Genomic DNA, 23,819 nt, shown 5'->3' on the forward strand with positions numbered 1-23,819 from the left:
GCCCGCTCACGCAAGCGTGTCCGTCGCCGCCGGACTGAGCTAGAAGGTCGCCATGCCTCTTACGTCCTTCCAGAACACCTTCGCCGGCAACCCCCTGAACCGCGCCAGCGAAAGGCGCGGCGACGCCTCCTGGCTATCCGAGCGCCTGAATTCGGACGACGCGCTCGCCCTCGCGCTCTGGAACGGCAAGCCCTTGCTGGAGCAGGGAAAGGACGGCGGGCTGCAACTCGCCTACCTGCCCGCCAACATGGCCGACGAGATGTCCGGCGGGGCCGAGCGGCTGCTGTTCATGGGCCTGTGGAAGGAGACCGCCGTCTTCGCCGTGGACATCGAGGGCGGCACGGACCCGGCCGACGGCCCGCTCGCGGGGCTGGGGCGATTCGAAGACTTGCGGGCTACAGCCCTGCGGCTGCCGGCGACCGACGCCGCCATAGTGGCGACCGCGAAGTCGATGTTCGAGTGGCGCCGGCGTCATCGCCATTGCGCCGCCTGCGGCGAGCCCACCCAGGTGGTCGACGGCGGCTGGAAGCGCGTCTGCCCCGCCTGCAAGGCCGAGCATTTTCCCCGCACCGATCCGGTGGTGATCATGCTCGCCGTGCACGGGGACCGGTGCATGCTGGGCCGACAGGAAGCCTGGCCCAAAGGCATGTTCTCCGCCCTGGCCGGTTTCCTGGAGCCGGGCGAATCCATCGAGGAGGCCTGCGCCCGCGAACTGGAGGAGGAGGCGGGCCTGAAGACGCTGTCGGTCCGCTACCATTCCACCCAGCCCTGGCCCTACCCCTCGTCGCTGATGATCGGGCTGATCGCCGAGGTGGAGAGCGATGAAGCCACGCCCGACCAGACCGAGCTGTCGGAAGTGCGCTGGTTCACCCGGGCCGAGGCGCGGCAGGTGCTCGCGGGCGGCTATGACGGGGTCATGGCGCCCGGGCCGCTCGCCATCGCCCACCAATTGCTGAAGTCCTGGGCCGAAGGAGACTGAGCGACTGCGGCGTCGCAACCGCTGGACCTCTCCGCCGGCCGACCGCTATATCCGAGCGAATATAGCGCTCGGAGCGCCTCATGCGCCGCATCCTCATTGGCCTGTTGTTCGTGCTGGCGCTGGCGCCCGCGACCGTCCGTGCCCAGGAGGCGCCGGTGATCGCCGCGGCGGCCGACCTGAAGTTCGCCCTCGAGGAAGTCGCCCGCCGGTTCGAGGCGGAGACGGGGCGCAAGGTGCGCCTGACCTTCGGTTCCTCGGGCGCATTCACCACCCAGATCGAGCAGGGCGCGCCGTTCGAAATGTTCCTTTCGGCCGACCAGGCCTATGTCTTCCGGCTGGCGGACAAAGGCCTGACACGCGACCGCGGCGTGCTCTACGCCCGTGGGCGCATCGTGGTGTTCGCCCCGCATGGATCGCCCCTGCAGGTGGACTCCCAGCTCCGCGGCCTGCGCCAGGCCCTGGCCCAAGGGCGCATCCGGCGGTTCGCCATCGCCAATCCGGAGCACGCCCCCTATGGCCGCGCAGCCCAGCAGACCCTGGCCCGCGCCAGGCTCTGGAGCCAGGCGCAGCCGCGGCTGGTGCGCGGGGAGAACGCCGCCCAAGCCGCCCAGTTCGCCAGCGCCGGCTCCGCCCAGGGCGGGATCATCCCCTACTCCCTGTCGCTGGCGCCGGAGGTGGCGCGGCGCGGGAAGAGCGCGGTGATTCCCGCCGATTGGCACGACCCCCTCGACCAGCGCATGGTGCTGACCCGCAAGGCCGGCGACACGGCGCAGAGGTTCTACGCGTATATGCAGACCAAGCCCGCGCGCGACATCCTGGCCCGGCACGGCTTCACCCTGCCCCCCGGCGGCCGCTGAGCGATGGACTGGACCGCCCTTTCGCTCTCACTGAAGCTCGCCGCCTGGACCTGCGCCGTGCTGCTGCCTCTGGGCGTCGTGCTGGCGCGCCTGCTGGCCTTCCGCGACTTTCGCGGCAAGCGGCTGGTCGAGGCGCTGGTGGCCCTGCCGCTGGTCCTGCCGCCGACGGTGCTGGGCTACTACCTGCTGGTCGCCATGGGCGCCGCGAGCCCGCTGGGCGAGGCCTTCCGGGCCCTGACCGGCCAAACCCTGGCCTTTTCCTTCTCCGGCCTCGTCGTGGCCTCGGTGCTGTTCAACCTGCCCTTTGCGGTCCAGCCGCTGCAGCGCGCCTTCGAGGGCGTCGGCCGCGACCTGCGCGAAGCGGCCTGGGTCGGCGGCATGTCGGCGTGGAAGACCTTCGTGAAGGTCGAGGCGCCGCTCGCCTGGCCGGGCCTGCTCAGCGCCTTCGTGCTCACCTTCGCCCATACGGTGGGGGAGTTCGGCGTGGTGCTGATGGTCGGCGGCTCCATTCCCGGCGAAACCCGGACCCTGGCGATTTCGATCTACGATCGGGTCCAGGCCTTCGACACCCAGGCCGCGGGCCTGATGTCGGCGGTGCTGCTGGTCGGCAGCCTGGCGGCCATCGCCACCGTCTATGCGGTCGGCGGGCGGGCGGTGCGGCTGCGTGGCTGAGGCGGCGGACATGGGGGGCCTGGTGCTGCGGGCGGCGCAAGCCGGCCCCATTCCCCTGGAGGCGGAACTCGCCTGCGGGCCCGGCGAGCTTCTCGCCCTGGTCGGCCCCTCGGGCGCCGGAAAGACCACCCTGCTGCGCGCCATCGCCGGCCTCACCCATCCGAAATCCGGCTACATCGCCTGCGACGGCGCCGTCTGGCTCGACACCGAGCGGGGGATCGCCGCGCGGCCGCAGGCGCGGCGGGTGGGTCTGGTGTTTCAGCACTACGCCCTCTTCCCGCACATGACGGCCATCCAGAACGTCGCGAGCGCCATGGGAGGAGCGCCCAAGAGCGAAGCTCTGGAGCGCGCGCGCGACCTGCTCGCCCGCGTTCACCTGGAGGACATGGCCCAGCGCCGGCCATCGGAGCTGTCGGGGGGCCAGCAGCAGCGGGTGGCCCTGGCGCGGGCGCTGGCGCGGGACCCGGCGGTCCTGCTGCTGGACGAGCCGTTCTCGGCCGTGGACCGGATGACCCGGCGCAAGCTGCAGCGGGACCTGGCCGAACTGCGCCGGGCGCTGGCCATTCCCATCGTGCTAGTGACCCACGATCTGGGCGAAGCGGCCGCCCTGGCGGACCGGCTGACGGTACTGCAGGCGGGGCGGACCCGCCAGACCGGGACGCCCGGGGAGGTGATGGCCGCGCCGGCCGACGCGGAGATCGCGGCTATTCTCGATCTGGCTCCGGATTGAGGGCCGCTTCGATAACCGCCAGGTCCTCGGCGACCGCCGCGGCCGTCCGCGCCTGGAGCGCGCGATAGCGCCGCGTCACCTCCTCGCCGAACGGGGTCAGCACGGCCGCCCCGCCGCCGCGGCCGCCCAACTGGGTGGCGATCACCGGCTCGCGGAAGGTGCGGTTGAGGCTGTCGACCAGCGTCCAGGCCCGCCGATAGCTCATGCCCATGGCCCGCCCGGCGGCGGCGATGGAGCCCAGCTCGCGCACGTGCTCCAGGAGCTCCACCCGGCCGGGGCCAAGGCGCTCGCCGTTGTCGAAATGGAATTTCAGGCTGATCCGCGTCACGGCGGAAGCCTAGCAGAGCGGCCGCTTAGGCGCGCGAGCGGAACGGGTCGGCCGGATAGACCCCCAGGATCTCGAACTTCTCGGAGAAGAACCGCAGCTCCTCGAAGGCGAGCGCCACGCCCCGATCCTCCGGCCGGCCGTCGACTTCCGAGTAGAAGAAGGTCGCCGTGAAGGCGCCGTTCTCCATGTAGCTTTCGAGCTTGGTCATGTTGACGCCGTTGGTGGCGAAGCCGCCGAGCGCCTTGTAGAGCGCGGCGGGCAGGTTCCGCACCCGGAAGACGAAGCTGGTGATGCAGGGGCTGGTGAAGGGCGGCGACGGCGGCGCCTTGTCGGCGGTCATCACCAGAAAGCGGGTGGTGTTGTGGTGCTCGTCCTCTATGTCGCGGGCGAGGATCTCCAGGCCGTAGAGTTCGGCCGCCAGGGCCGGCGAGATCGCCGCTCGTGTGGGATCGGGGTTCTGGGCCAGCAGCTTGGCGGCGAGCGCGGTGTCGCCCACCGCCTCGGTCTTCAGCTTCAGCCGCCGGATCGTCTTGCGGCATTGGCCAAGCGCGATCGGCATCGAGGCGACGGTCTTCACATCCTCCAGCTTCACGCCGGGATTGGCCATCAGCTGGAAGTGGATCGGCTTGAACCGCTCGCCGACGATCTTCAGGCCGGAGGACGGCAGGAGATGGTGCACGTCGGCCACCCGGCCGGCGATGGAGTTCTCCACCGGAATCATGCCGAGCTGGCAGTCGCCCGACTTCACCGCCTCGAACGCCTCTTCGAAGGTGGCGTGCGGAACGGGCTCCATGTCCGGAAAGGCGGCGACGCAGGCTTCGTGGCTGTTGGCGCCGAGCTCGCCCTGGAAGGCGATCCGTCCGGTGGTCATGGGTGCTCCTTCGCATAGGCGCGCGCGCGCTCGAGGTCGGCGGGGCTGTCCACCGAGATCGGCGCCTCCTCGATAACCGCCGCCCAGATCTGCATGCCGAGCTCCAGCGCCCGGAGCTGCTCCAGCCTCTCACGGCGTTCCAGCGGCGAGGGCGGAGCGGCCGTGAAACGCTCCAGCGCCTCGCGGCGATAGGCGTAGACGCCGTGATGGATCCAGACCGGCTCGTCGCCATAGAGGACCGAGCGGGTGAAGTAGAGCGCCCGGCCGCTGCGGCCGTCGGGCTGCATGGCCGCCACCACCTTGGGCATGTCGGGATTGGCGCGGTCGGTCGGGCCGCTCTCGGCGACCATCACCGTGCCGATGTCGCAGGCGGGCCGGTCGGCCAGAAGCGCCACGCTGGCGGCCGTCACCTCGGGCGCCAGGAAGGGAATGTCGCCCTGCAGGTTGACCACCACGTCGTGGCGGCCGCCCGGGTCCAGCTCCTTCAGCGCCGCCACGATGCGGTCGGAGCCGGAGGGCAGGCCCGGATCGGTCAGCACCGCCTGGCCGCCCGCAGCGCGAACGGCTTCGACGATTTCGATGTCGCCGGCGGCGACGGCCACAGGTCCGACCTGGGCGCGCTCAGCCTGGCGCAGCACACGGACGATCATCGGAAGACCGGCGATATCGGCGAGGGGCTTTCCGGGCAGCCGGGTGGCCGCCATGCGCGCGGGAATGAGGACGATCGGGTTCATGGGCTTCACGGCGACCAACTGGCCGGTTGCGCGAGCGGCGGTAGCGTGTAAGAGAGCCGGGCGCAATAAGGGGCGGGGATTCCCGTGCTTGAGCCGGCCTACACGGCCGGCTTTGGAGAGGGCCGATTCTAGGACTATGAGCGACCTCACGTTCAACAAGATCGCCGGCGCCGTGCTGGCGACCGGTCTGGCCATCGTCGGCCTTCGCGAAGTCTCCACCGCCGTGTTCGCCCCTCATCCGCTGGAAAAGCCCGGCTACGCGATCGACGTGCCGGAAGAGGCCGGCGGCGGCGGGGCCGCGGCGGCCGAGGCGCCGATCGACTGGGGCACGGTCCTGCCGGTGGCCGACATCGCCGCGGGCGAGGCCTCCTTCGCCAAGTGCCGCTCCTGCCACACGATCAACCAGGGCGGCGCCAACGGAACCGGGCCCAACCTCTACGGCGTGATGGGCCAGAAGCCCGGAACCCACGCCGGCTTCGCCTACTCGCCGGCCATGATCGAGCACGGCAACCAGGTCGGAACCTGGCAGTTCGAGGACATGTCGGAGTTCCTGAAGGCGCCGCAGAAGCACATCGCCGGCACCAAGATGACCTTCGTCGGGCTCAAGCGCACCGACGAACGCGTCAACATGATCGCCTATCTGAACGCCCAGGGCTCGAACCTGCCGCCGCCGCCGCCGAACCCGGTGGCGGCCCCGGCCGAAGGCGCGGCCCCCGAGGGCGCGCCGACCGCCGTCGAGGGCGGAGCGCCTGCTGCGGCCCCGGAACCCGCGCCCGCGGCGTGATCGCTTAACGCGTCGCTTTCAAATCCTGCGGAACGCCGTCGGCTCGCCCACGCTGGCGGCGAGATAGCGCGCGCGCGCCTCCGCCAAGGGCTCGATAGCGACGGCCATGTGATGGGCGTTGGCGTGCAGGATGTGCTCGCGATCCAGCATGATCGCCACGTGCCCCTTCCAGAAGACCAGGTCCCCCCGTGCGAGATCGACCTCGCCGATCTCCCGCCCCAGGCCCTGCTGCTGATCGGTGTCGCGCGGGCAGGATCGGCCGCAAGCGAAGAGCGCCTGCTGGATCAGCCCCGAACAATCGAGCCCCAGGCTCTCGCGCCCGCCCCAGAGATAGGGCGCGCCGAGAAACCGTTCGGCGACGGCGACAGGGTCGTGCTCGAACACGCCGACCGGCGCCAGATGATCGGCCACGAACCAGCCGGAGCCCGCCGCCTTCAGGAAACGGCCCTCTTCGGCCTCGGCGACCACCAGGGCGTTGATCGAATAGGGGCCGAGCGCCCGCGACTTGATGCTGGGTTCGGCGAAGGCGTAGGTGCGGATCGCCGCCACCCGGTGGCTCGGTCGGCTTTCCGGCGGGGCCAGCGAGACCGCCTCGACGAAGCCCACATAGCCGTCCCGGCGCGCCTGCCCCCAGGCGAAGCCGTCAGCTTCCTCCAGCACGTCGAAGGTTTCGCCGAACAGCAGCTGGTCGACCTGCTCGGCGGCCGGATCGGGCGCGCGCCGGACGGCGGCGGCGGGAATGTGCGCGACCGTGGCCTGCGGGTCGGCGTATCGCCCAGCCGGCGCGATCCCTTCCAGCGCCCGGGCGGCGAGATCCGGCCGGACCAGGGTGACGCGCGGGTCGAAGCTCACGCGAACCGATCCCGGATCATGCGGTAAAGGGCGCGCACCGCCTGGACCTCGCCGCCGGCGGGCCAGCCAGGGCGGCCCTTCGGATTCCAGGCGAAGATGTCGAAGTGCGCCCAGGGCCCCGGCGGCGCGAAGCGCTGCAGGAAGAGCGCGGCTGTGACCGAACCCGCCTGAGCCCAGCCATCGGGATCGTTCTTCAGGTCGGCGACGTCGGAATCGAGCGCCTCGGCGTAGCCCTTCCACAGCGGCATGCGCCACATCGGATCGGCGACCGCCTTCATCGCCGTTTCGATCTGGGCGGCCAGTTCCTCGTCGTCGGTGTAGTAGGGCGGAAGCTGCGGCCCGAGCGCCGCGCGCGCCGCGCCGGTCAGGGTGGCGAGGTCCAGGGTCAGGGCCGGTTCAAGCTCGGCGGCGCGGGTCAGAGCGTCGGCCAGGATCAACCGGCCCTCGGCGTCGGTGTTGCCCACCTCGATGGTCAGGCCCTTGCGGCTGTCCAGCACGTCGCCCGGGCGCATGGCGTCGCCGGAAATGGCGTTCTCCACGGCCGGAACCAGCACCGCTAGGCGGACAGGCAGCCTGGCGGCCATGATCATTCGGGCCAGCGCCAGCACATGGGCCGCCCCGCCCATGTCCTTCTTCATCAGTCGCATGCCGGCGGCCGGCTTGATGTCCAGCCCGCCGGTATCGAACACGACCCCCTTGCCGACCAGGGCGACGAGCGGCGCGCCAGCCTCACCCCAGGCGATCTCGATCATCCGCGGAGCCCGCTCCGGCGCGGCGGCGCGGCCGACCGCGTGGACGGCGGGATAGTTGCCCTCCAGCAGGCCCTCGCCGACGATCACGGTGATCTGCGCCCCGTGCTGTTCGGCGATCTCCCGGGCGATGGTCTCGATCTGCAGGGGGCCCAGGTCGTTGGGCGGCGTGTTGACCATGTCGCGGGCGAGCGCGCAGGCGTGGGCGATGCTGCGCACCTCGGCAAGGTCGGCGCCCTCCACCGCCAGGCGCGGCCGAGGCTCATCCTTCTTCTTGTAACGATCGAAGCGGTAGCTCCCCAGCGCGAAGGCCAGGGCGATCTCGTCGGGCTGGAATCCGGCCGGGGCGGAGGCGATGCGGAAGTCGCCCTTGGGCAGGCGGGCCGCCAGGGCGCGAAAGCCCATGGCGTCGGCGCGGGCCTCGGCCCCCAGGCCGAACAGCGCCATCTGCAGCGCGCCGTCGCCGTCCGGCACGGCCAGGAGCTGGCCCGCCTTGGCCTTGAACTCCGACATCCGCGCGAAGCCGGCCACGAACGGGCTCTGGCCCGCCAGGAACGCCTCCAGCCCCTCCTCGAAGAGGGCGTGGACGGGAACGGCGCCTTCCAGGGACGCAACAACCGTATCGGACATCTGGGCCTCCGCCCGGCGGGCGTCGCCCGCGCGGTTATGCTTAACGCTTCCTTTAAGCGGGCGGCGGATGCTGGCCTTCCGCAATCCGGAGCCCGTCGAATTCCATGTGTCGCATGTCGGCCCTCGCCGCAACCGCCGCCGCGGCCCTGATCGCCGCCCAGCCTGCGCTGGCTGCGCCCTGGGGGAAGAAGAAGGCCGAGCCGGAGGCGCCCGCCGCGGCGGCGGCCCAAGCCCCGGCTGTCCCCGCCCCGCGCCGGGCGACGCCGGAGGAACGCGCCCAGGTGGCCCGCCTCGATCCGCTGGCGCGCGCCGCCTTCTGGGCGCGGGAGGCCAATCTCGACCCGCGGGACGCCGAGGCCGGGGTCCAGCTCTCCCAGGCCCTGCGGGCTATGGGGAACCATGCGGACGCGCTGCAGGCCTCCCAACGGGTGCTGGTGGTGCAGCCGGACCACGTGGAGGCCTTGCTGGAGTCAGCCCGGGCGCACATCGGCCGCGGCCAGGGCTTCTACGCCATCGAGCCTGCGCGCCGGGCCCAGGCGCTGGCGCCGAAGGACTGGCGCGCGCCCTCACTGCTGGGAGTCGCCTACGAGCAGGCGTTGCGGGAGGAGGAGGCGCTCGCCGCCCACCGCCAGGCCGTAGCCCTGGCGCCGAACGAACCTTCGGCAGTGTCGAACCTGGCCCTGTTCTACGCCAACCGCGGCGAAGCCCGCGAGGCCGAGGCCCTGCTGCGCCGCGCTGCCGCCCAGCCGAACGCCCCCATCGCCGTACGGCAGAACCTGGCCCTGGTGCTGGGCCTGCAGGGCCGTTTCGACGAGGCCGAACGCCTGGCGCGCCAGGACCTGCCGCCGGAGGCGGTGGCCAACAACCTGGCCTGGCTGCGAGCCGTGGCGGCCGGCGGCGAGACCACGCGCAGCTGGGACTCGCTGAGAAGCCCCCAGTAGACCTTTCGACAGCTGTTTCGCGTCAGCCCACCGGATTGGTGGACATCATGTCCTGGACCTTGATGATCGCCGGCCCGAGGATCACCACGAACAGCACCGGCAGGAAGAACACGATCATCGGCACGGTCAGCTTGGCCGGCAGCTGGGCGGCCTTCTTCTCGGCGGCGGCCAGGCGCATTTCGCGATTCTCCTTGGCCATCACCCGCAGGGCCGCGCCCAGCGGGGTGCCGTAGCGCTCGGCCTGGATCATCGCCGTGGTCACCGACTTGATGCCCGGATGGTTGGTGCGCCGGGCCAAGCCTTCATAGGCCTGCCGGCGTTCGGGCAGGTAGGAGAGCTCGGCCGTGAGCAGGGTCAGTTCCTCGGCCAGCTCGATGGAGGAACCGCCGATCTCCTGGCTCACCTTCTGGATCGCCGCCTCGATGGACATGCCGCTTTCCACGCAGATGAGCAGCAGGTCGAGCGCATCGGGAAAGGCGCCGACGATCGACTCCCGGCGCTTCTGGGCGACGTTCTGGATGTAGACGTTGGGCGCATAGTAGCCCAGCGTCAGGCCGCCGACGGAAAGCGCGACCCGCGTCATCGGCGGCAGGCCGAAGTCGTTGATCAGGAACAGGTACATGGCCGTGACGCCTGCGAAGACGAACGGCAGGACGAACCGGAAGAAGTAGAAGGTCGAGACCGGGCGCGGGCCGCGGTAGCCGGCCTGGGCCAGCTTGTCGACCACTTGCGGGTCCTCCAGCAGGCGCGAGAGCTGCAACCGCTCCACCACCTTCTTGTAGAGGCCTTCGTCGGCGTGACGCAGCTGTCCGCCATGCTTCTTGGCGAGCGCCTCCCGGGATTTGCGCCGCAACTCCTCGCGCTGCGTCGAAACCGACTTCAGCCGCGCTTCCAGGCTCGAACGGTTCATCATCGGATTGACGATGGTGAGGATGGTGGCGAAGCAGACCACCGCCACGAAACCCGTGAGCAGGTTGTCCGGATCGGTCAGCAGGCCGACGATGTCCATGGCCGCCCCCTAGATCCGGAAGTTGATCATCTTGCGCATCACGAAGACGCCCATCGACATCCAGAAGCCGCCGGCGAGCAGCATCAGATGGCCGCGGGGATCGGTGAAGAGCGGCTTCATGTAGTCGGGCGCCAGCATCGAGATCAGCACAACCACGCCCGGCGGCAGGCTGCCGATGATGAACGCCGAGGCCACCGCCTCGCCCGACAGCGCCTTGATCTTCTCGCGCATCAGCTTGCGCGCGCGGATGACGGTGGAGAGGTTGCCCAGCGCCTCGGCCAGGTTGCCGCCGGTCTTCTGCTGAATGGCCAGGACGATGGAGAAGAAGCGCACCTCCGGCGTCGGCATCCGCTCGTACATCTTCTCCAGCGCCTGGTCGACGGAGACGCCCATGCCGAGCGACTCGACCATGCGCTTGAACTCGCCGGCCAGGGGCTCGGGCGCCTCGGCCCCGATCACCCGCAAGGAATCGTGCACCGGCAGGCCCGACTTGATGCCGCGGGTGATGATGTCCATGGCGTCCGGAAAGGCCTCCGTGAACTTCTTCACACGCCGGCCGGCCAGGAAGCCCAAGACCCAGCGCGGCAGGCCCAGCCCCGCACCGAAGCCGAGGCCCAGCGCCACCCAGGGCGCCTGGCCGAGCAGCAGGACGACCAGGAAGACCACCACGCCGACCACGCCGCTGGCGATCCAGAAGCCGCGCAGGTTATCGCCGAGCCCGGCCTGCTGCATCTTGGCCGCGATGCTGAGCGTAGCCTTCTTCTGCTGCCGGTCCTGGTCGCGCAGGGTCTTCAGGATCTGCCGCCGCCGCTGGTCCTGGGCCGCCGCGGAACCCTTGCGCCGGGCGGAGGGCCCGTCGCGCTCCCGCGATCCGGCGATGGCCTGGGCGCGCTTGGCCGCACGACCGCCGCCCTGGCTGGGGCCGGCCAGGGCGAAGCCCAACCCAGCGATGGTGACGAAGCCGAGGACGGCCGCCAGCAGGATGGTCAGGTTTCCGCCCACCGCCTATTCCGCCGAGTCCAGGGCCTCGGCGAGCTCGCGCTCCAGGCCGTAGTAGCGGGCGCGGTCCCAGAACCGCGGGCGGGCGATGCCTGTCGAGCGGTGGCGGCCCAGCACGCGGCCTTCGGCGTCTTCGCCGGTGATCTCGTAGACGAACAGGTCCTGGGTGATGATCACGTCGCCTTCCAGCCCCACCACCTCGGTGATGTGGGTGATGCGGCGCGAGCCGTCGCGTAGGCGAGCGGCCTGGATGATCACGTCGACGGAGCCGACGATCATCTCACGGATGGTCTTGGACGGCAGGCCGTAGCCGCCCATGGTGATCATGGACTCCAGGCGGCTGATGGCTTCGCGCGGGCTGTTGGCGTGCAGCGTGCCCATCGAGCCGTCGTGGCCGGTGTTCATGGCCTGCAGCAGGTCGAAGGCCTCGGGCCCGCGAACTTCGCCGACGATGATCCGTTCCGGGCGCATCCGCAGGCAGTTCTTCACCAGGTCGCGCATGGTGATCTGGCCCTGGCCTTCCAGGTTCGCCGGCCGGGTTTCGAGGCGCACCACATGCGGCTGCTGAAGCTGCAGCTCCGCGGCGTCCTCGCAGGTGATGACGCGCTCGGTCGGGTCGATGAAGGCGGTGAGCGTGTTGAGCAGGGTCGTCTTCCCCGAGCCGGTGCCCCCGGAGATGATGACGTTGCAGCGGCAGGCGCCGATCACGCCCAGCACCCGCGCGCCCTCGGGACTGATGGAGTCGAACTCCACCAGGTTCTTCATCGTCAGCTTGTCTTTCTTGAACTTCCGGATGGTGAGCGTCGGGCCGTCGAGCGCCAGCGGCGGGGCGATGACGTTCACGCGGCTGCCGTCGGGCAGGCGCGCGTCGCAGATCGGCGAGCTTTCGTCGACCCGGCGACCGACCTGGCTCACGATCCGCTGGCAGATGTTCATCAGCTGCGCGTTGTCGCGGAAGCGGACGTTGGTGAGCTGGACCTTGCCGCTGACTTCGATGAACACGCGGTTGGCGCCGTTCACCATCACGTCGGCGATGTCGTCGCGCGCCAGCAGCGGCTCCAGCGGCCCATAGCCGAGGACGTCGTTGATGATGTCCTGGACCAGATGGTCCTGCTCGGCCACCGACATGGAGACGTTCTTGATCGCCACCAGTTCGGCGACGATGTCGCGGATCTCCTCCGCCGCCTGCTTGGCGTCCAGCTGGGCGAGCTGGGCCAAGTCGATGGTGTTGATCAGGGCGTTGAAGATGGTGGTCTTCGTCGCGTGATAATAGTCGCTCTGCTCGCGCACGACCTGGGTCGCCGGCGCTGGGCCCTGGGCGGCGCGAAGCTGCTCGAAACCCAGGGTCGGCTTGGGGCCGGCCGCGGCGCGCTCGGGCTTGGCCGGCGCCTCCGGCGGAGCGGCGGCGGGTTCGGCCCGCGGCGGCCGGGTGGCGATGGCCGCGCTCCCCGCGGTGGGCGGGGGCGGCTGGCGGGGCGCCAGGGTGTCGGTGGCCGAGGGACGCTTGCCGAACATCTACTTCTTCTTGAACAAGCTCGAGAAGAGGGAGGTCTTGGGCGACGCGGGCGGGTCCCGCCGGGCGATCTGCTGGGCCAGGGCGTCGAGGCCTTCCACGCAGCGGGACTTGGGCGCCACCTCCGCCAGCATCTGGCCGTTGTTCGCCGCCTGGCCGAACAGCTTGGGATCGAAGGGCAGGCAAAGGGCCGGGGTCAGGCCGAGCGCCTCGCCGAAGTCCTTCACCGGGATCTCCGGCCGGCCGGGCACGCCCACCTGGTTCAGCACCAGTCGCGGCGGGGCGTCGTTCGGCCGGGCCCGGCGGACCAGGTCGACCATGTTCTTGGCGTTGCGGAGCGAAGCCAGGTCCGGCGTCGCCACGATCACCAGGTCGTCGGAGGAGAGCAGGATCTTGCGCTTCCAGGCGCTCCAGACGTGCGGCAGGTCCAGCACCACGAAGGGCGCGGCCGTGCGGATCTTCTGGGTGACCTCTTCATAGGCCTCCGGGCCGATGTCGTAGTCGGCGTCCAGGGTCGCCGGGGCGGCGAAGAGCGACAGGCGTTCGGTGCAGCGGACCATCATCCGATCCATCAGCACCGGATCGAGCCGGTCCGGCTGGGTGAGCGCGTCGGCCACGCCCTGCAGCGGGTCCTGATTGAAGTCGAGGCCGGCCGTCCCGAAGGGCAGGTCGAGGTCCACCAGCACCGCGCCGGTCTGCAGGCGCTCGGTGATGGAATGGGCGATGTTGTGAGCCACCGTCGAGGCGCCGGCCCCGCCCTTGGCGCCGCAGAACGCGATCTGCCGCCCGACGAACGGCGCGGACGGATCGGCGTAGAGCCCGGTGACCGCGCGGACCAGCTGCAGCGGGTTGAGCGGCGGGACCAGGTATTCCGACACCCCCCGGCGCATCAGCTCGCGATAGAGGGCGATGTCGTTGGCCGCGCCGACGACGACCACCTTGGTGCCGGGATCGCAGATCTCGGCCAGGCGATCGAGGCCGGCCAGCAGGCCGGGGCCGGCGTCCAGACTCTCCACGATGACCAGGGAGGGCGTCGGCTGGCCCTGGTAGAGCTCGCAGGCCGCGGCCAGCCCGCCCATGCGGTTGACCACCACGGCGCGTTCCATGCGGCGGTCGCCGGCGGCGCGGTCGGCCAGCTCGGCCGTCGCCTGGGTTTCGCAGAACACATGGATGGTGATGCGCGGCAGGCTGACCTCGCCGAAGGCGGCCTCCGCCCCCGAGATCATCTCATGCACCGGGTTGGCCAGGCCAGTCGCGGCCGGTCGCGGCGTCTCCTCGACCGCCTCCACGGGCTCCGGCCGCGGGCGCGGCGGCGGCAGGTCGGCGAACGGGTCGGCCGCCTCGCCGCGCCAGACCTCCTCCTGAGGCGGGGCGAACTCGTCGTCGGACTCGAACTCGAGGTCGAAGGGGTCCCTGTCCGGCTGCGGCTTCATCACATCCTGCCCCGCATCAGTTGACCACGCGCGAGACCGCGCCGTTGGCCTGCTTGTCCACCGCCGTCGCGGTCGGCTCGCCCTTGCGATACTTGTCCAGCACCACGCCCCGCCGCTGGGCGTCGCCCGGCTCGAAGCTCCGCGGCCCCGCCAGATCGGCTGGATTGGCGATCTGGGCGGCCATGTTGGCGGTCACCGCGCAGCCGAAGTTGGGCTGCACCCGGTTGGAGGCTGACCGGGCGATGTTGGTCCATTCCCGCCCGCATTCCGGCAGCAGGACCGAGTGACGCAGATAGCCGATGCGCAGGGGCGCCGGCCCCTCGTCGCCCGGGCGATAGCCGACGGTACGGATCAGGTCGCCCGGCACGCCCTGGGCCACCAGGAAGGCGCGGGCGGCTTCGGCGGCGCGATAGGCGGACGCGGGCTCCGCGCCGCCGGAGGGCGCCTGGATGGTGATCGTCCCGCCCTCCACCTCCCGCCAGCCGGCGGCGAAGGCGGCCAGGGCGTCGGCTTGGCGAGGCGACAGCCCCGAGGCGTGGGCCGCCAGCAGGATCTCCTCCGGATGGGTGGAGAGCTCGGCCCGCCACTGCTCGGTCGGGGTCAGGGGCTCGGCGACCTGGCCCTGCTGGTCCACGGTGGTGGCGCAGGCGGCCAGCACGCCCGCGGCGGCGAGAAGGACGGCGTGGCGGATCATCTTGCGGCTCATTCGATCACGTACCCGTAGGGCCCCTGATAGGCGCGGCCCGCGGCCGAGGGCGGCTTGGCCTTATAGGCCTTGGTCAGCTGGCCGAGCAGCAGGGTGGAGGAATCGTCGGCGATGCGCAGGCCGTCCACCGGCGTCTGCAGACGGTCGGGGCTGGTGGGCTGGACCAGATAGGGCGTGACGATGATGACCAGCTCGGTCTCGCCGGAGAGATAGTCGCGCGACCGGAAGAGTGAACCCAGCACCGGCAGGGTCGTCATGCCCGGCAGGGCGTCGATGTTCTGGCGCGTCTTTTCCTGCAGGAGGCCGGCGATCATCATCGAGCCGCCGGAGGGCAGCTCCACGGCCGTTTCGGCGCGGCGCACGGTCAGCGCCGGGATGACCAGGGCGGTATTGGTGCTGGAGCTGCGCTGGGTGAAGGCCCCGTCGGTGGTGAGCTCCGAGACTTCGGTGGAGAGCTTCAGCGCGATCCGGCCGCCGGAGAGCACCACGGGGGTAAAGCCGAGACCGACGCCGAAGGGCTTGAATTCGACGCTGATCTGACCGGTGTTGTCCTGGGCCACCGGCACGGGAAACTCGCCGCCGGCCAGGAAGCGGGCGGCTTCACCGGAAACGGCGGTAAGGTTCGGTTCGGCCAGGGTGCGGACCAGACCGACGCGCTCGAACGCCTTGATCTTGGCTTCGGCCTTGTTGAGGCCGGGATCGCCCGCCGTGTCCTGGATGGTGGCCGTATCCCAATTGTCGGGTCCGCGAGTACCATCGGGCCGGAGATTGCCGTCGCGGACAACGACAGGACACTTGTCGTCCGGCTGCCAGCCCGGCCCAATGCAGGGCATCAGCATAGTCGGCTGCTTGGTGGTGTCGGCTTGGTACCCGCCTGTCAGACCGCCGAGCAGGGCGCCGTTCACCGCGAACTGAGCCGCGGTGCCGATCACGTACTGGGTCTCTCCCAGCTGGCCGATCACCGCATTGATATCGAGGCCGAGCTGCTTGATGACCGTACGCTGCATTTCGACGACGCGGACCTTCAGCATCACCTGGTCCTTGCCGGCGATGCTCAGCATGTTCAGCACCTGCTCAGGCTTGGCCACGGCGGCTCTCGCGATCTGCACGGCGCGATCGGCGTCGGCCAGGCTCGGCACTTCGCCCGAAAGGATCAGGCTTTCGTTCATGGCGTCCACCCGCACCCGGGCGGCCGGCACGATGCGGTTGATGGTCTGGGCGACGGCGGCGGTGTCCTGGTCGACGCGGATGTCCAGCGTCAGGATCCGGCGGCCGGCGTTGTCGAAGAAGACCGCGTCGGTCTGGCCGCCCTTCATGCCCATGATGAAGATGCGCCGCGGGGAGCGGAGCATGGCGTCGGCGACGCCGGGATTGGTCACCAGCACGTCGCGGGCGTCCACCGGCAGCTCGACGATGGCCGACTTGCCCTGAGGCAGGGAAAGCGACTGCGACCCGCCGCCGGCGGCGGCCAGGTCGACCCGCACCACCGCGGTGGTGGCCGCCGGCGCTTGGGCCGACGCAGCGAGCGGCGACAGCAGGGCGGCGGCGAGGCCGAGGAGGGCGATCAGGCGTCTCGACTTCATTGGGAAGCCACCTCCTTCATGGCGCCGGCGCGATAGACCCTCACTTCGTCGCCGCGGGCCACGCCGCGTCCCGGCGCGCCGCCGATGTCGGCGTAGGAGCGCAGGGCCAGCTGCATCTCGCCCTGGCTGCGGCCGCGGGCGATCACCTCCACGTCGGAGGCGGGAATTTCCAGGGTCGCAACGGCCCCGACCATGGCGTTGGCGTCCTTGCCGGGCGCGGTCTGCTGGTCGATGGCCAATACGCGCACGTTGCGCATCAGGGTCTCGGTGATCCGCCCCTTGCCTTCCTCGGCCTGGCGGCTCTGGATCACGTCCACCCGGTCGCCCGGCAGGATGAAGCCGCCGGCGGCGGTTTCGGCGTTGATCGGCACGGCCATCGCCCGCATGCCGGGCTGGACCACCACGGCCATCAGGCCGCTCTGTCCGGCGCGGATGACCTTGCGGGCGACGATGGGTTCGCCGCTCAGGAACGGCTCCTTGACGATGGCGCCTTCGAAGGCCTGCATCGGCCCTTGGGTCTTGACCAGTTCGGCGGCGGCGCGGCCGGCGGCCTCCACGGCCTTGTCGGCGCCCTGGGCGGGGACCGCAGGCGGCGAGCCGTCGGTGACGAAGGCTTCGTTCAACGCCTCGGCCGGCCAGTCCTGCCAGCCCATGTCGGTGGGCGTCAGGCGTGCGCCGACCGGCAGGTCGCGCTTGGCCACCAGCACCTTGGCCATCGGCTTGGGCGGCGCCTCGACGGCGGCGGTCTGGGGCGCCGACGGCGGGGACAGCATGCCGCGGACGAGGAAGGCCAGCACGATGGCCGCAAGCGCCGCGCTGGCGAGAATGGCGATCCGGACGGCGCCCATGGTCTTGGCTCGAAGCTCCCGCTCTTGACGGAGGACGGGCGGCGGCCCGCCTTCAGGCGATGCGCGCGCATGATCTGAAATCCGCGGTTCTCGCGGACGTTCGGGCCATTTGACGGGGGCATAGTTAACGCGCGCCTAAGGCGGCGCTCAGCCGGCGGCGAAGGCCTGCATCAGGGTGGAGCCGGGGAAGGCGACCAGGGCCCCGATGGCGATGGCCAGGCCATAGGGCACGTTCTCGCCCGGCGTCGCCAGGCGCACGAACCAGGGCGGGCCCATCTGGACCAGGGAGCGCATCTGCGTGGAACGGAGATTGAGCAGGCCCACCGCCAGCACGCCGCCCGCAATGCAGGTGACGAAGAGGTAGGTCGAGGCGGCCGGCCAGCCGAGCCAGAGCCCGGCTGCAGCGAAGAGTTTGGCGTCGCCGCCGCCGATCCAGCCGAGGGCGAACATCGCGATGCCGATGACAAGCGCGACCGCACCGATGGCTGCGTGAACGCCGATGGCGGCCGGCGCGGCCCCTAAGGCGAACGCGGCCGGAAAGAAGGCCAGGATGAGTACGGCGGAGATCCAGTTGGGGATCGTGTAGCTGGTCGCGTCCTTCAAGGCGCCGACGATGACGAGGGCGGGGAAGACCAGCAGGAAGGCGACCTGAAGTGAAAGCATATCCAACCGAACGGCGAGGAGCCTGACCCGCGGATGATCACGCCCGGCGGTGAATGGAGCGTTAGTGCCGGCGCCGGCCAGATGGCGAGGGCGAGCCTCAGCCGTCCGACTGCGGCACGGCGTTGCCGACCTTTTCGAACACCGCGGCGATCTTCGGCGTCAGGGCGGAATAGGCGCTGATCAGCACGATGGAGATCAGGGCGCAGATCAGGGCGTATTCCACGGCGGTGGCGCCGGTCTGATCCCGCATGAAGCGGTCGAGGAAGGTCTTCATGGTCTTCTCCCTTCGGCTGCGGAGCCGCCTAGAAAAAGAGCCGCGGCGATGCGAACCGCCGCGGCTCCGTTCTCACTCAACTAGGGCGAATTAGCCTTCGCCGCCGCCGCCGCCGCCGCCGCCGGCCGCGTCCAGCTCGGAGCCGATGCTGTCGAACAGGCCGCCGATCTTGCCCGACAGGGCGCTCATGGCGGTGATCAGCACGACGGCGATGAGGGCGGCGATCAGGCCATATTCGATGGCGGTGGCGCCGGATTCGTCCTTGAGGAAGCGATTCATGAACTTCGACATTGCTCGATCTCCTTTGTTGCGAGCAGCCAGTTGAGGGATCAAGCCTTTGGCCTGCTCGCCCCGAATTGCAGCTTCACTTTCGCAGGCCACGCTTAATTGCCAGTAAACAGCACAGTATTGACGGAAAAATTTCTATGGTTTACTTTAGTTTACTGTTATTTTTGGTTAACCATGGCGCGGAATCCGGCTAAAATCGCCGTTTCGACATAATGATTCTCGCGCGCGCGCGAGTCGTGATTCTTTCAGCCTTTATTGACCATTCCGGGCGACCCTCGGCGGGCCAGACACCCCTGCGGATGGTTCCATGCGCCACGCCCTGATCAGCCTTTCGGTCGCCTTCGCCGCCCTCGCCGGCGGCTCGCAGGCGGCCGCGCCGACCCTTTCTGTGCCCATCGACCAGAGCGCGCGCGTCGCCCTGCCCGCCGGAACGCGCGACGTGATGATCGGGAATCCGGCCATCGCCGACGTCAGCGTGCTGGACGGGCGCAACGCCGTGGTGTTGGGCAAGGGTTATGGGGTGACCAACCTGCTGGTCATCGACCAGTTGGGCCGCACGGTGATGGAACGCCAGATCGTGGTCTCCGCGCCGGAGGCGGGCCGCGTCTCGGTCATCCGCGGGCCGAAGGTCGAGGAATATGCCTGCGCCACCGGCTGCGAGCGCGCGGGCGACGCAGACGGCAAGTAGCGGCGCCTTAAACGCGGCGTTAGGCAAGCTCCAGCTAGGGTCGCGGCCATTGGATCCGGGACCGGCATGACGCGCATCGCTTCACCTCTCGCAAGGCTTCGGCGCTTCACCCGCGCCCGCAGCGGCGCGACGGCGATCGAATTCGCCATCATCGGCATCCCGCTGTTCATGCTGGTGTTCGGGCTGCTGGAGCTCGGCCTCGTGCTGCTGGTCTCGGCGACCCTGGACACCGCCATCGACTTCGCCTCGCGCGACATCCGCACCGGCAACTTCCAGACCAGCGGCAAGATCACCGCCAAGGACTTCGAAGAGAGGGTCTGCCGCAACATGACCTGGCTCGCTTCCGGCTGCACCTCGCGGCTCTCGGTGGAGGCCGAGACCTTCGCCACCTTCACCGCGGCCGGCGCGTCCACGCCGCAGGCGCCGGACGAGTTCGAGGACGACAGCCCCCGCTGCTGGTCGGTAGGCGCGCCGGGCGACATCGTGCTGGTGCGGGCCTATTACGTCTGGCCGCTGTTCACGCCCCTGCTCGACGCCTCGCTCCAGAACCGCGGCGACGGGACCCGCCTGATCGGATCGGCGCGCGCCTTCCGCAACGAGCCCTACAGCAACGACGGCCCGGTGGGTGCGAAATGCTGAAGCGCCTCGTCAAGGACCGCGGCGGCGCCTCGGCCGTCGAATTCGCCCTGGTCGCCCCTATCCTGATCCTGCTCTATTTCGGCATGGTCGAGGTGACCCAGGGGCTGATGGCCAACCGTCGCGCCAGCCACGTGGCGACCACCATCGGCGACCTGATCGCGCAGCGCGGCGAGTGGAAAACCTCCGAAATCGAGGACGTCTTCAACGTCAGCGAGGCCCTGTTGCGACCGCAACCGGTGGCCGCCCTTTCCATCCGAGTCACCAGCATCGAGACGGATGCGGCCGGCACGCCGAAGGTGGTGTGGTCTCAGACCCGGGGAACCGGCGAGTTCTCCGGCGCCCTTGTCGGGTTGCCGCCGGCGCTGTTGCTGCCGAGCGAGGCCCTGGTGCGCACCGACACCATCTATTCCTACAAGTCGCCGATCCAGCAGGTGATCCCGACGCCGTTGACCTTCCGCCACACGATGTACCTGCGTCCGCGCAAGGGCGTGGCGGTGGTGCGGAACTAGTTTTCCACCCGCCGCGCCAGTGTCGCGGCCAGGGGCAAGGCGGGCAGGCGCCGCCCGTCCAGCTCGCCCACCTCGCGGACGCCCATCAGGCTGTTGGTCAGGAAGAGCCCCTCGGCCTGCGCCAGGACCTCGGCCCCGACCTGGACTTCGGCGATCTCCACCCCGAGGCCTGTCGCTGCGGTAAGGACCTTCGTCCGCATCGTCCCGTCCAGCACGCCGCAGGCGAGGGCCGGCGTGAACAGCCGATCTTGGGCGATCCAGAAGAGGTTGGCCGCCGCGGCGCAAGCGACCTCGCCGCGAGTGTTCAGCATCAGGGCCTCGTCGGCTCTCGCCGCCGCGGCCTCCCGACGGGCCAGTACGTTGTCCAGATAGGCGAGCGTCTTCAGCCGTGAGGCCGGCGAAGCCTCGTTGCGCCGAACCGAGGCGGTGACGAGCCGCGCGGACCCTTCTTGCGGGGCGTAGGGCGAGGCCGAGGCGAAGATCCGGGGGGTGACGTTCGCCGGGCGGTCGAGCCCCCGGCCGCCGGACCCGGCCGTCAGCGTCAGGCGGACCGCCGCCAGCCCCCCGACGCCTTCGACGGCCCGGGCCATCGCAGCCTCGGCTTCCCGGCGGTCCAGCGCGGGCAGACCCAGGGCGGCGCAACCCCGATCCATCCGATCGAGATGGGCTTCAAGGTCCCGCAGGCGCCCCTCGCGGGCGAGCAGGGTCTCGAAGAGGCCGTCGCCCAGCAGCAGGCCGCGGTCGTCCAGGGGAACGGCGCCGGTCATCCAGGGCAGCCCCCCAGCGCGCGGACGATGGCGGCGATCTTGGCCTCCGTCTCCAGGCGTTCGGCGTGCGGATCGGAATCGGCGACGATCCCGGCGCCGGCGCGAGCCTCGATTCGCCAACCCTCGGCCTCCTCGATGCAGGCGACGGTGCGGATCAGCACGCTCGAATCCAGCGCCCCGTCGAACCCGGCCCAGAAGATCGAGCCGCAATAGGGGCCGCGCGGCGGCTCCAACCCAGCAATAACTTTCATGGCCTGCACCTTGGGTGCGCCGGTGATCGAGCCGGGCGGGAAGGCGGCGCGCAGGAGGTCCAGCGCCGAGCGGCCGAGCGCAAGCTTGCCCTGTACCGTGGACACCAGGTGATGGACGTTGGCGAAGCTCTCGATCTCGAAGAGCTGTGGAACCCGTACGCTGCCGGGCGCGCACACGCGGGCCAGGTCGTTGCGCATCAGGTCGACGATCATCAGGTTCTCGGCCCGGTCCTTGGCGCTGACGAGGAGTTCGGCGGCCAGGACTGCGTCCTCCGCCGGCGAGCGGCCGCGCGGCCGGGTGCCCTTGATCGGCCGGGTCTCGGCGAGCCCGTCCCGAACGCACAGGAACCGCTCGGGCGAGTTGGAGACCACCGCCCGGCCGGGCAGGCGGAGATAGGCGGCGAAAGGCGCGGGACTCCCGGCGCGCAGGCGGCGCATCAGGTCGAAGGGCGAGGCGCCGGCCGCCAGCCGGCCCCTCCAGGCGCGGGCGATATTGGCCTGGAAGATCTCGCCGGCGGCGATGCGGCCCACCACCTCGGCGACCGCGGACTCATAGGCGGCTCCATTCGCCGCCTCCAGGGCGGTCGCAGGCATGGGCGAACCGTTGGAAGGCCTCGGCCCATCCAGCCAGCCGGCGGCGCGCCGTGCGGCCGCCTCCGCCTCTTTCGCCCCGGCGCCGCGGCCCAGGGCCAGCACTCGCCCGCGCGCATGGTCGAAGGCCAGCACCGCCGGATACCGGGCCGCGGCCAGATCCGGCCAGTCCGGCTGGCGCGAAAGCCCGACGGGTTCGGTCCGGTCGCCGAACTCATAGGCGGCGAGCCCCGCCACGCCGCCCTGAAAGGGCGGCCCGTCCTGGCCGGAGGGGACCGGCGACCCCAGAAGCTCGCGCAGGGCTGCGAAGGCGTCGCGCGGCTCGTCGGCGGAGAGGATCAGGGTCGCGTCCGGCGCGCGGGCCAGATAGGACCAGCGTGCGCGCTCGTCGTTTCCGCCCGAGAACAGGGCCAGCGTCCAGGGCTCCTCGGCGAAGGGCTGGGCCGCCTCGGCGGGATCCCGCCAGGCCAACTCGATCTGGGCGAGGCTGCGCATGGCGTGCGCCTTAGACCCCGGGCGTCGCCCTGGGAAGTCAGATCCGCCGCCCGCCGCCGCGCACGAAGAACAGGCCCGCAAACCCCACCGTCAGGAGCAGGATGATCATGGCGAACCCGCCCTGCTGTGTCTTGAAGATGTTGGTGCCCAGATTGACCAGGAACGAGCCCAGCCAGATCGTGGCCGTGCCCGACAGCGCATAGACCCCGAAGAAGGCGCCGGTCTGTTCCGGCGGGGTCAGGCGCACCAGCAGGGTGCGGCTGGAGGCGTAGTGGGCGGTGATGAAGACGGCGTTGGAGAAGCCGATCAGCAGGAAGATCCATTCCGGAAGGGTGGTGAAGAAGGGCCCGTTCCACAGCGGGGCGCGAGTGGCCGCATCGAAGGTCCAGAAGTAGAGGATCCGGTCGGGCGCCATGCCGAGCATCGCCACGATGCCCAGGATCGACATGCCGATCTCCACCTGCACCGCACGCTTGGGCCCGAGGCCTGCGTCGAGCCAGCGACCGACGAAGCCGCCCAGCACCGCCAGGATGGTCAGGACGATGCCGTAGAACAGCATCTCCAGCGCGCCCCAGCCCATGACGCCGGACGCATAGATGCCGGCATAGATGAGGATCGCCGTCATGCCGTCGACGAAGAACATCCGACTGACCAGGAACACGGCGGCGTCCCGATAGCGGCGCATGCCCGCCACCATGCGCCAGAGCTCCATCGCCCCCGCGCGTAGCGCCCGCAGGACCGGCACGCCCGTCGGCGCCGCATCCGGGGTGAACAGGAAGAGCGGCAGAGCGAAGAGCCCGAAGAGCAGCGCCGATATGGGCCCCACCACACGCTCCGGCTCGTGGGCCAGGGGATCGAGGCCGAACAGCGGCTGAGCCGGCACGAAGCCCCAGTCCACCTTGCCCGGCAAGGCGAAGGCCCAGGCCACGAAGACCAGGGCCAGGAGGGCGAAGGCGTTACCGAGCGCCAGCGCCAAGCCCGAGGCCTTGTGCGCCGCCTTCAGGCCGGCGGCGCGGACCAGCAGGGAATTGTGCAGCACCTCGGTGAAGGCGAACAGCACCCCGACGAGGGTGGTCAGCAGCATGACCATGGTCACCGATAGGCCCGAGCCGTCGGGTTTCGCCCACCAGAGCGCCCAGGTCATCACGACCATCGGCGCCACGCAGAGGCCGAGCCAGGTCTTGCGCCGCCCCAGCTGGTCGATGGAAGCGCCGAGGAAGGGCGCCGTCGCCATCACCAGCCAGCCGGAATACTGGCTCCAGCGCGAGACGATCTCCTGGCCCCGCACCGGATCGCCCACCATGGTGGCGGCCACGTAGGGCATGAAGACATAGATGGTGATCAGGATGACGTAGGGGTTGCGCGCCCCTTCGAACAGCGACCAGGCGACGGCGCCGCGGGTCAGGCGCCCGGGGGGGGGGGGAGAGGGGGGGAAA

General features: G+C 70.3%; 27 protein-coding genes. 9 read left to right on the plus strand and 18 right to left on the minus strand.

Annotated features, from left to right (window positions below):
- The first annotated feature begins 52 nt into the window (after window positions 1-52).
- The 4 genes from nudC (at window position 53) to ACK41C_RS03610 (ending at window position 3,238) form a co-directional block, all read left to right on the plus strand.
- On the plus strand, window positions 53-979 hold the full coding sequence (nudC, locus tag ACK41C_RS03595) for an NAD(+) diphosphatase (RefSeq protein WP_409650568.1): 927 nt from the start codon (window positions 53-55) through the stop codon (window positions 977-979).
- A gap of 80 nt (window positions 980-1,059) precedes the next feature.
- Window positions 1,060-1,836: a molybdate ABC transporter substrate-binding protein gene (gene modA, locus ACK41C_RS03600; protein WP_409650570.1), complete on the plus strand. Its 777-nt coding sequence runs from the start codon at window positions 1,060-1,062 to the stop codon at window positions 1,834-1,836.
- 3 nt (window positions 1,837-1,839) lie between these two features.
- On the plus strand, window positions 1,840-2,508 hold the full coding sequence (modB, locus tag ACK41C_RS03605; protein WP_409650572.1) for a molybdate ABC transporter permease subunit: 669 nt from the start codon (window positions 1,840-1,842) through the stop codon (window positions 2,506-2,508).
- Window positions 2,501-3,238, plus strand: a complete 738-nt coding sequence (locus ACK41C_RS03610) for an ABC transporter ATP-binding protein (protein ID WP_409650574.1) — start codon at window positions 2,501-2,503, stop codon at window positions 3,236-3,238. Before modB ends, ACK41C_RS03610 begins: the two co-directional genes overlap by 8 nt.
- On the opposite strand, the gene ACK41C_RS03615 is transcribed toward ACK41C_RS03610, so the two are convergent.
- From ACK41C_RS03615 to ACK41C_RS03625, 3 genes are read right to left on the minus strand one after another with little or no spacing between them, the layout of a single operon-like run.
- Entirely contained in the window at window positions 3,213-3,566 is a 354-nt protein-coding gene (locus tag ACK41C_RS03615; protein ID WP_409650576.1) for a winged helix-turn-helix domain-containing protein, read from the minus strand. The two genes, ACK41C_RS03610 and ACK41C_RS03615, sit on opposite strands and share 26 nt — an antisense overlap.
- A gap of 25 nt (window positions 3,567-3,591) precedes the next feature.
- Window positions 3,592-4,437, minus strand: a complete 846-nt coding sequence (locus ACK41C_RS03620) for a prephenate dehydratase (protein WP_409650578.1) — start codon at window positions 4,435-4,437, stop codon at window positions 3,592-3,594.
- The gene (locus tag ACK41C_RS03625; RefSeq protein WP_409650580.1) at window positions 4,434-5,171 is read right to left on the minus strand and encodes a 3-deoxy-manno-octulosonate cytidylyltransferase; all 738 of its coding nucleotides are present in this window, start codon (window positions 5,169-5,171) and stop codon (window positions 4,434-4,436) included. Before ACK41C_RS03625 ends, ACK41C_RS03620 begins: the two co-directional genes overlap by 4 nt.
- A gap of 136 nt (window positions 5,172-5,307) precedes the next feature.
- On the opposite strand from ACK41C_RS03625, the gene ACK41C_RS03630 reads away from it, so the two are divergent.
- The gene (locus ACK41C_RS03630; protein ID WP_409650582.1) at window positions 5,308-5,955 is read left to right on the plus strand and encodes a c-type cytochrome; all 648 of its coding nucleotides are present in this window, start codon (window positions 5,308-5,310) and stop codon (window positions 5,953-5,955) included.
- Window positions 5,956-5,973: 18 nt separating this feature from the next.
- Here the strand turns inward: ACK41C_RS03630 and ACK41C_RS03635 are convergent, their stop codons facing one another.
- Window positions 5,974-6,807, minus strand: a complete 834-nt coding sequence (locus ACK41C_RS03635) for an NlpC/P60 family protein (protein WP_409650584.1) — start codon at window positions 6,805-6,807, stop codon at window positions 5,974-5,976.
- The gene (locus tag ACK41C_RS03640) at window positions 6,804-8,186 is read right to left on the minus strand and encodes a leucyl aminopeptidase family protein (RefSeq protein WP_409650586.1); all 1,383 of its coding nucleotides are present in this window, start codon (window positions 8,184-8,186) and stop codon (window positions 6,804-6,806) included. Before ACK41C_RS03640 ends, ACK41C_RS03635 begins: the two co-directional genes overlap by 4 nt.
- Before the next feature lie 113 nt (window positions 8,187-8,299).
- Here ACK41C_RS03640 and ACK41C_RS03645 point away from each other — a divergent pair, with 113 nt between their 5' ends.
- Window positions 8,300-9,127, plus strand: a complete 828-nt coding sequence (locus ACK41C_RS03645; protein WP_409650588.1) for a tetratricopeptide repeat protein — start codon at window positions 8,300-8,302, stop codon at window positions 9,125-9,127.
- Window positions 9,128-9,149: 22 nt separating this feature from the next.
- On the opposite strand, the gene ACK41C_RS03650 is transcribed toward ACK41C_RS03645, so the two are convergent.
- The 10 genes from ACK41C_RS03650 to ACK41C_RS03695 all read right to left on the minus strand — a co-directional run bounded on the left by ACK41C_RS03650 (window position 9,150) and on the right by ACK41C_RS03695 (window position 18,446).
- Window positions 9,150-10,136 carry a type II secretion system F family protein gene (locus ACK41C_RS03650; protein ID WP_409650590.1) on the minus strand — a complete coding sequence of 329 codons (987 nt, stop codon included), beginning with the start codon at window positions 10,134-10,136 and terminating at the stop codon, window positions 9,150-9,152.
- A 9-nt stretch (window positions 10,137-10,145) separates the two neighbouring features.
- Window positions 10,146-11,126: a type II secretion system F family protein gene (locus ACK41C_RS03655; protein ID WP_409653890.1), complete on the minus strand. Its 981-nt coding sequence runs from the start codon at window positions 11,124-11,126 to the stop codon at window positions 10,146-10,148.
- 15 nt (window positions 11,127-11,141) lie between these two features.
- Complete coding sequence (locus tag ACK41C_RS03660; RefSeq protein WP_409650591.1) at window positions 11,142-12,650, minus strand: CpaF family protein; 1,509 nt, start codon at window positions 12,648-12,650, stop codon at window positions 11,142-11,144.
- On the minus strand, window positions 12,651-14,081 hold the full coding sequence (locus ACK41C_RS03665; protein ID WP_409650593.1) for a CpaE family protein: 1,431 nt from the start codon (window positions 14,079-14,081) through the stop codon (window positions 12,651-12,653).
- A gap of 16 nt (window positions 14,082-14,097) precedes the next feature.
- The gene (locus ACK41C_RS03670; RefSeq protein ID WP_409650595.1) at window positions 14,098-14,775 is read right to left on the minus strand and encodes a CpaD family pilus assembly protein; all 678 of its coding nucleotides are present in this window, start codon (window positions 14,773-14,775) and stop codon (window positions 14,098-14,100) included.
- A gap of 8 nt (window positions 14,776-14,783) precedes the next feature.
- Window positions 14,784-16,370: a type II and III secretion system protein family protein gene (locus ACK41C_RS03675; RefSeq protein WP_409650597.1), complete on the minus strand. Its 1,587-nt coding sequence runs from the start codon at window positions 16,368-16,370 to the stop codon at window positions 14,784-14,786.
- Window positions 16,367-17,218: a Flp pilus assembly protein CpaB gene (gene cpaB / locus ACK41C_RS03680; RefSeq protein WP_409650599.1), complete on the minus strand. Its 852-nt coding sequence runs from the start codon at window positions 17,216-17,218 to the stop codon at window positions 16,367-16,369. Before cpaB ends, ACK41C_RS03675 begins: the two co-directional genes overlap by 4 nt.
- 147 nt (window positions 17,219-17,365) lie before the next feature.
- Complete coding sequence (locus tag ACK41C_RS03685; protein WP_409650601.1) at window positions 17,366-17,881, minus strand: prepilin peptidase; 516 nt, start codon at window positions 17,879-17,881, stop codon at window positions 17,366-17,368.
- 97 nt (window positions 17,882-17,978) lie between these two features.
- On the minus strand, window positions 17,979-18,155 hold the full coding sequence (locus ACK41C_RS03690) for a Flp family type IVb pilin (protein ID WP_409650603.1): 177 nt from the start codon (window positions 18,153-18,155) through the stop codon (window positions 17,979-17,981).
- 90 nt (window positions 18,156-18,245) lie between these two features.
- Window positions 18,246-18,446 (minus strand): Flp family type IVb pilin, encoded by a 201-nt coding sequence (locus ACK41C_RS03695; RefSeq protein WP_409650605.1) that lies wholly within the window; start codon window positions 18,444-18,446, stop codon window positions 18,246-18,248.
- A 304-nt stretch (window positions 18,447-18,750) separates the two neighbouring features.
- Between ACK41C_RS03695 and ACK41C_RS03700 the strand changes: the two genes are divergently transcribed.
- The 3 genes from ACK41C_RS03700 to ACK41C_RS03710 all read left to right on the plus strand — a co-directional run bounded on the left by ACK41C_RS03700 (window position 18,751) and on the right by ACK41C_RS03710 (window position 20,279).
- Complete coding sequence (locus ACK41C_RS03700) at window positions 18,751-19,131, plus strand: pilus assembly protein N-terminal domain-containing protein (RefSeq protein ID WP_409650607.1); 381 nt, start codon at window positions 18,751-18,753, stop codon at window positions 19,129-19,131.
- 66 nt (window positions 19,132-19,197) lie between these two features.
- Complete coding sequence (locus ACK41C_RS03705) at window positions 19,198-19,770, plus strand: TadE/TadG family type IV pilus assembly protein (protein ID WP_409650609.1); 573 nt, start codon at window positions 19,198-19,200, stop codon at window positions 19,768-19,770.
- Window positions 19,764-20,279 carry a TadE/TadG family type IV pilus assembly protein gene (locus tag ACK41C_RS03710; RefSeq protein ID WP_409650611.1) on the plus strand — a complete coding sequence of 172 codons (516 nt, stop codon included), beginning with the start codon at window positions 19,764-19,766 and terminating at the stop codon, window positions 20,277-20,279. Before ACK41C_RS03705 ends, ACK41C_RS03710 begins: the two co-directional genes overlap by 7 nt.
- Here ACK41C_RS03710 and ACK41C_RS03715 read toward each other — a convergent pair.
- The 3 genes from ACK41C_RS03715 to ACK41C_RS03725 all read right to left on the minus strand — a co-directional run.
- Window positions 20,276-21,046, minus strand: a complete 771-nt coding sequence (locus tag ACK41C_RS03715) for an aminotransferase class IV (protein WP_409650613.1) — start codon at window positions 21,044-21,046, stop codon at window positions 20,276-20,278. The genes ACK41C_RS03710 and ACK41C_RS03715 overlap by 4 nt on opposite strands.
- A complete protein-coding gene (locus ACK41C_RS03720; RefSeq protein WP_409650615.1) occupies window positions 21,043-22,383 on the minus strand; it encodes an anthranilate synthase component I family protein in 1,341 nt (446 codons plus the stop codon). The genes ACK41C_RS03715 and ACK41C_RS03720 overlap by 4 nt, the downstream gene beginning before the upstream one ends.
- Window positions 22,384-22,420: 37 nt before the next feature.
- Window positions 22,421-23,819 (minus strand): MFS transporter (locus ACK41C_RS03725; protein WP_409650617.1); only part of this gene is annotated, 1,399 nt, incomplete at its 5' end.

Origin of the sequence: Phenylobacterium sp., assembly GCF_046290725.1 — a bacterium.
Classification (GTDB): domain Bacteria; phylum Pseudomonadota; class Alphaproteobacteria; order Caulobacterales; family Caulobacteraceae; genus Phenylobacterium.

Bases quoted from the DNA above. Each gene is read 5' to 3' on its own strand.
- nudC (WP_409650568.1), top strand. From the start codon at position 53: ATGCCTCTTACGTCCTTCCAGAACACCTTCGCCGGCAACCCCCTGAAC.
- modA (WP_409650570.1), top strand. From the start codon at position 1,060: ATGCGCCGCATCCTCATTGGCCTGTTGTTCGTGCTGGCGCTGGCGCCC.
- modB (WP_409650572.1), top strand. From the start codon at position 1,840: ATGGACTGGACCGCCCTTTCGCTCTCACTGAAGCTCGCCGCCTGGACC.
- ACK41C_RS03620 (WP_409650578.1), bottom strand. From the start codon at position 4,437: ATGACCACCGGACGGATCGCCTTCCAGGGCGAGCTCGGCGCCAACAGC.
- ACK41C_RS03625 (WP_409650580.1), bottom strand. From the start codon at position 5,171: ATGAACCCGATCGTCCTCATTCCCGCGCGCATGGCGGCCACCCGGCTG.
- ACK41C_RS03630 (WP_409650582.1), top strand. From the start codon at position 5,308: ATGAGCGACCTCACGTTCAACAAGATCGCCGGCGCCGTGCTGGCGACC.
- ACK41C_RS03640 (WP_409650586.1), bottom strand. From the start codon at position 8,186: ATGTCCGATACGGTTGTTGCGTCCCTGGAAGGCGCCGTTCCCGTCCAC.
- ACK41C_RS03645 (WP_409650588.1), top strand. From the start codon at position 8,300: ATGTCGGCCCTCGCCGCAACCGCCGCCGCGGCCCTGATCGCCGCCCAG.
- ACK41C_RS03650 (WP_409650590.1), bottom strand. From the start codon at position 10,136: ATGGACATCGTCGGCCTGCTGACCGATCCGGACAACCTGCTCACGGGT.
- ACK41C_RS03660 (WP_409650591.1), bottom strand. From the start codon at position 12,650: ATGTTCGGCAAGCGTCCCTCGGCCACCGACACCCTGGCGCCCCGCCAG.
- ACK41C_RS03665 (WP_409650593.1), bottom strand. From the start codon at position 14,081: ATGAAGCCGCAGCCGGACAGGGACCCCTTCGACCTCGAGTTCGAGTCC.
- ACK41C_RS03670 (WP_409650595.1), bottom strand. From the start codon at position 14,775: ATGATCCGCCACGCCGTCCTTCTCGCCGCCGCGGGCGTGCTGGCCGCC.
- ACK41C_RS03675 (WP_409650597.1), bottom strand. From the start codon at position 16,370: ATGAAGTCGAGACGCCTGATCGCCCTCCTCGGCCTCGCCGCCGCCCTG.
- cpaB (WP_409650599.1), bottom strand. From the start codon at position 17,218: ATGGGCGCCGTCCGGATCGCCATTCTCGCCAGCGCGGCGCTTGCGGCC.
- ACK41C_RS03685 (WP_409650601.1), bottom strand. From the start codon at position 17,881: ATGCTTTCACTTCAGGTCGCCTTCCTGCTGGTCTTCCCCGCCCTCGTC.
- ACK41C_RS03690 (WP_409650603.1), bottom strand. From the start codon at position 18,155: ATGAAGACCTTCCTCGACCGCTTCATGCGGGATCAGACCGGCGCCACC.
- ACK41C_RS03695 (WP_409650605.1), bottom strand. From the start codon at position 18,446: ATGTCGAAGTTCATGAATCGCTTCCTCAAGGACGAATCCGGCGCCACC.
- ACK41C_RS03700 (WP_409650607.1), top strand. From the start codon at position 18,751: ATGCGCCACGCCCTGATCAGCCTTTCGGTCGCCTTCGCCGCCCTCGCC.
- ACK41C_RS03705 (WP_409650609.1), top strand. From the start codon at position 19,198: ATGACGCGCATCGCTTCACCTCTCGCAAGGCTTCGGCGCTTCACCCGC.
- ACK41C_RS03710 (WP_409650611.1), top strand. From the start codon at position 19,764: ATGCTGAAGCGCCTCGTCAAGGACCGCGGCGGCGCCTCGGCCGTCGAA.
- ACK41C_RS03715 (WP_409650613.1), bottom strand. From the start codon at position 21,046: ATGACCGGCGCCGTTCCCCTGGACGACCGCGGCCTGCTGCTGGGCGAC.
- ACK41C_RS03720 (WP_409650615.1), bottom strand. From the start codon at position 22,383: ATGCGCAGCCTCGCCCAGATCGAGTTGGCCTGGCGGGATCCCGCCGAG.